This window comes from Algoriphagus sp. 4150, from assembly GCF_031457395.1.
Classification (GTDB): Bacteria; Bacteroidota; Bacteroidia; order Cytophagales; family Cyclobacteriaceae; genus Algoriphagus.
In genome coordinates, this window is the sequence record NZ_JAVDWS010000060.1 from 1 (window position 1) to 4,222 (window position 4,222).

4 protein-coding genes and 1 pseudogene are annotated in these 4,222 nt (G+C 43.4%); all 5 read right to left on the reverse strand.

Features of this window, described 5'->3' with window-relative positions; genetic code table 11:
• Positions 1 to 257 precede the first annotated feature (257 nt).
• The 5 genes and pseudogenes from J2X69_RS24625 to J2X69_RS24645 all read right to left on the reverse strand — a co-directional run bounded on the left by J2X69_RS24625 (position 258) and on the right by J2X69_RS24645 (position 4,060).
• Positions 258 to 1,352, reverse strand: a complete 1,095-nt coding sequence (locus J2X69_RS24625; protein WP_310109498.1) for a serine hydrolase domain-containing protein — start codon at positions 1,350 to 1,352, stop codon at positions 258 to 260.
• Positions 1,337 to 2,731, reverse strand: a complete 1,395-nt coding sequence (locus tag J2X69_RS24630; protein ID WP_310109501.1) for a serine hydrolase domain-containing protein — start codon at positions 2,729 to 2,731, stop codon at positions 1,337 to 1,339. Before J2X69_RS24630 ends, J2X69_RS24625 begins: the two co-directional genes overlap by 16 nt.
• 110 nt (positions 2,732 to 2,841) lie before the next feature.
• A complete protein-coding gene (locus tag J2X69_RS24635; protein ID WP_310109504.1) occupies positions 2,842 to 3,465 on the reverse strand; it encodes a helix-turn-helix domain-containing protein in 624 nt (207 codons plus the stop codon).
• A gap of 88 nt (positions 3,466 to 3,553) precedes the next feature.
• Positions 3,554 to 3,784 (reverse strand): annotated as a pseudogene (locus J2X69_RS24640) (JAB domain-containing protein); the annotation flags it as partial.
• Between the two features lie 12 nt (positions 3,785 to 3,796).
• Positions 3,797 to 4,060, reverse strand: a complete 264-nt coding sequence (locus J2X69_RS24645) for a hypothetical protein (protein WP_310109506.1) — start codon at positions 4,058 to 4,060, stop codon at positions 3,797 to 3,799.
• Positions 4,061 to 4,222: the final 162 nt, after the last annotated feature.

Sequence of the window (4,222 nt, forward strand, 5' to 3'; positions counted from 1 at the left end):
GAAAATACGTTGGGGCTTTAGTTGAAATCCTTTTTTCATCTTAATTGGTTTTTTGTCCCAACAAAATGTGTCAACTTTATTCAGGGAGTATCACCGCTCCGCTAGTGTTTTTCGAATATTATGACACCTTTCTTCCGTTACTGGTAGAAAAGCGGATAATCATATAGATTTATCTGATTATCTATAATGATGATCTTTTTGTCGGTTAATAGGTTGCTTTTTACGAGTCATGCAGAATATTGGAAGGGCTGTTTCACTCAGTAGGGATATTCCTCATCCAGAAACTCCAGCATTTTAGCGACAAACCCGGAGGAAAAGAAATTATCAGAATTACCAAACAAAACTAATCCAATACCTTTCTCTCTATAAAAGTGACAATAAGATCGGGTATCTCCATTATTGCCTGAATGGTAGAACCTCATTTCGCCTGCGACTGGCTTATAAGGAAAGCCAAGGCTTCGGTAGAGCCCGTCAGACTCCGGGGGCAGGGATGTTTGTAATTCAAGGAGAGCTTGGTTTAGCGCGTTATTGGGATCCATCAGTTCAGCAATAAATTTGGCGTATCCACCTGCTGTGGTATGGAGCCCCGCTGCCGCATCAAATAAATCCGGACTGCCATGGGGACCGTTGTCTGTAGGAACTCCGTTACGATGACCATAGGCTTTAAATACTTTCATGGAATCCTGCCAGACAAAACTCATCGGCTCCGCATTCAGCGTGCGAGTAACTTCTTCAAGGAAGTAATCATTCAGCTTGATATCCGAAACATCCAAAAGATAGTTTAGGACTCTTTTTAGGTACTGATAGCCTTCTCCCGAATACCTTGATTGGCTACCGGGCTTAAAACTAAATTCAAGCAGGTCTCCTGGGGCATCCCTCCAATTGGGCCATCCCGAGCAGTGGTTCAGAACCATTCTGGCTGTTAATGCTTTATACCCGGAATCGGAATAATCCACCTCCCTGTCCATAAAGTAAGTGTAAACCGGGGTATCCAAACCCAATGCTCCCCGCTGTACAAATTTCAGCACGAAATACGCAAATAGGGGTTTAGACAGCGAACAGGCTTCAAAAAGGGTATGTTGATTTACCTGTTCCCCAGTGAGCAGGTTTTTGACACCGAAGTTCCCGGCATAGACAACTGATTTGTTATTGATGACAGCAAGTGAAAGACCGGGCACCTCCAGGGAATCCATCTGCAGGGTGATAAACCTTTCCAGTTCAGCGACTGCAATTTTTCTTCCCGTGATGGTTTCGACAGCCATCTGTTGTGCATTAAGCGGATAAATCAGAAAACCGGTCAAAAGCGGTAAAATCATGCAGGAAAACAGGATGGGATTTATTCCTTTATCCATCTCAGCTGATTGAGGGTAAGGCTCGTAATTTCTGACTGGGATCCGACATTAAACCGGTAGTGTATCCCGTGTCCGTCATTTCCGGCGGCGGTCAATGAATTGTTGCCGGAAAAGACCAACGGCAGGTCCGGCATAATTTCATCAAGGTAGGTTGAATAGAGATTTCCGTCCTTTAAATATATTTTCAAGCTGTCAAAACTGCCTTCCAACACATATGTCCCAACGTATTCCTGCAGCTCGGTGACCGGTTTTTCAATAAACAGGGGTACAATCAGTTCTGCGATATAATCGTTTATCCTGTCAAATTGAAAATCGGTCGTATTGGCCAGCACGACCCACCCGATCTTTAACTCAGGATTGAATATGATTTCGCTGCGCGCTCCCAGCATTGACCCCTCGTGTACAACGAAGGGGTAATTACGTAACCACCCTATTCCTAAACGCTGCATCATTCTCAGGCTCTTACCCGAAATGATCGGGTTGTTCTCGTCGAACTGTGCACTGATAAATTTAGCAAGATCCGAAGCTGTTGAGTACATTCCGCCCGCATATACCATTGAATTGGGGTAAAAGTCAGGGGTTTTGATGAATCCCTCTTCATCACCTGCATAGAAATAGCCTTTGGCAATAATGTTACCCCCCGAGCTGAACGTACCGAATCCTGTGTCTGCAAGCTTTAGAGGCTTGCAGATTTCCGAAAGTACATATTCCTCGTATCCTGTTGCTGCAGCCCGCTCCAGGCCCAAGCCAAGAAGACCATAACCAAGATTGGAATAGTGACGGGTATTCCCATTTAAAAACCGGTATTCGGGATATTCTTTATCGATATACTGAAGTGAGCGAATAAATGCTTCCATTGTCGCAGACTGAATAGGTCCCAGATCATTTTTGGTCAATAACCATCTGTCTACTTGTTTGGCAAAATCCACATCCGCAGGGGAATTCCGTGGAAGTCCTGAATTATGCGTTGCAAGTTCCAGGAGTGTAGTCCCGGTATCGGCTTGTTTACGCCATTTTGCAGAATACTCAGGCACTAATTTTTGCACGTCCTCATCCAGATCAACCACCCCCCGCTCCCATAACTGCATGAACATGGTTGCTGTAAATAGTTTGGTGATGGACTGGATTTGATATTTGGAATTGACAGTTGCCGGAATTTCTTCCTCCAGATCGGTGAAGCCCTGCGCATCTTCGAAGATAATGTCATTACCATGGACAATAGCCACGGCGATACTTGGCGAATGGTACCTGTCCTGAAACCCTTTTACACCTACTCTTAACCGGGCTTGAAGGGAATCGCTTAGTATCTGTTGGGCTTCAAGCCCAGAAGTCAAAAGCATGGAGAATAGGATAAGGAATAGGTTTAGTCTGTGATTCATGGTGTAGTAGTTTTTCATTCAGCAAAACTAGCTTATGCACATTGGCACGGACTATGACAGCCGGTGTCATTTTAATGACAAAGATATGACACACCGATTTATAGCCTGTTTTACAGGATATTCGGGACAAATGTAAGTATGCCTCTCTCCCTGTTAATATTTCCGGCAGTGTTCAGCATAATTGCAATCAGCAGGATAGCCTGTATCAGATAACACCATACAAACAGGGGGATTTCCGAAACGTCCCCGACTTTGAAAACATAGTGATCAAGAACCGGAATAAATATCATCATAGTTAGTGTGGCAAATGACCACAGAATCTGAAAACTTAAAATTTTCAGGGCGGCCTCCTTGTCACGGGAATGCGAAAGTGACTTTTTAAAAACGAAGTACAGAACAGTAGGAAACACCAAATTCAAGAACGGGAAAAACAAGACAGAAACAGCGCTGAAGTTGATATACTTCAACCTTACGTCATAAATTCCTTTAGTCGGATCTGTCCCTGCCATAGTTTCGGCAGGTTTAATCCCATCAGGATGAAGGCCCTTATCGGTTATCAGATCATCAGGTTCAATCTGCAATGTCTTACACAGTGCCCTGATGACGAAAGGGCTGCCGGAAGACATTCCGCTTTCAATCCGCTGTACTGTTCTGAGAGATATTCCTGATAGATCGGCAAGTTCGTTCTGGGATAATTGCTGTTGTAATCGGTGTTCTCTTAACTTTCTTTTCAAAACCCTCGGTATTTATCCCGATAAGTTACTTCCATAATCTAAGAATATCATAATCTATAATCCTAATTAATAGATTAAAAAAAGAGCCCTAGAGCTCCCAATCATCCGCAAAGGAATAATACCTTTCAGCTGTCAAAATCAGGTGATCCAGTACCGGGATATCCAGGATCTTTCCGGCTTCCTTGATCCGACGGGTCAATCGTTTATCTTGTTCTGATGGCATCAGATTCCCGGACGGATGATTATGCGAAAGAATTATGGAATGGCTTTTTGACTTGATCACAGTCGTAAAAACCAGCTTGACATCCACCACAGTCCCTGCCGTACCTCCTTAACTGATGGTTACTATTCCAAGCATCCTATTGGCCCTGGAAAGCAGCATCACTTTAAAATCCTCTACAAACTCAATCCTGTCCCGATCCCAGGTTTTGGAAAGCACTCCATACACCTCTCGGGAGCCACAGACACATGGCCGCATCGAAGCTTTCACTTTTGCACTGTAGCTCAGTTTGATCTCAGCTACTTCAAACAAATCAATCTTTCCTTCTAAAGCATCCATAATTTCATGTGTCCATAATTGTTTTTCATTGGTCATAACTTGTCCCGTTTCCTTCGTCACGGGACAAGTTATGACCAATGAAAAGCAAAATATAAACACATGAATAGAGGTGGACGCTTAGTCTCATATAATATTTTGAATATATAATTTGTCTTCATTCACCATTCTTTTGATTAGGTTGTGGAAGATTGTCTGTTT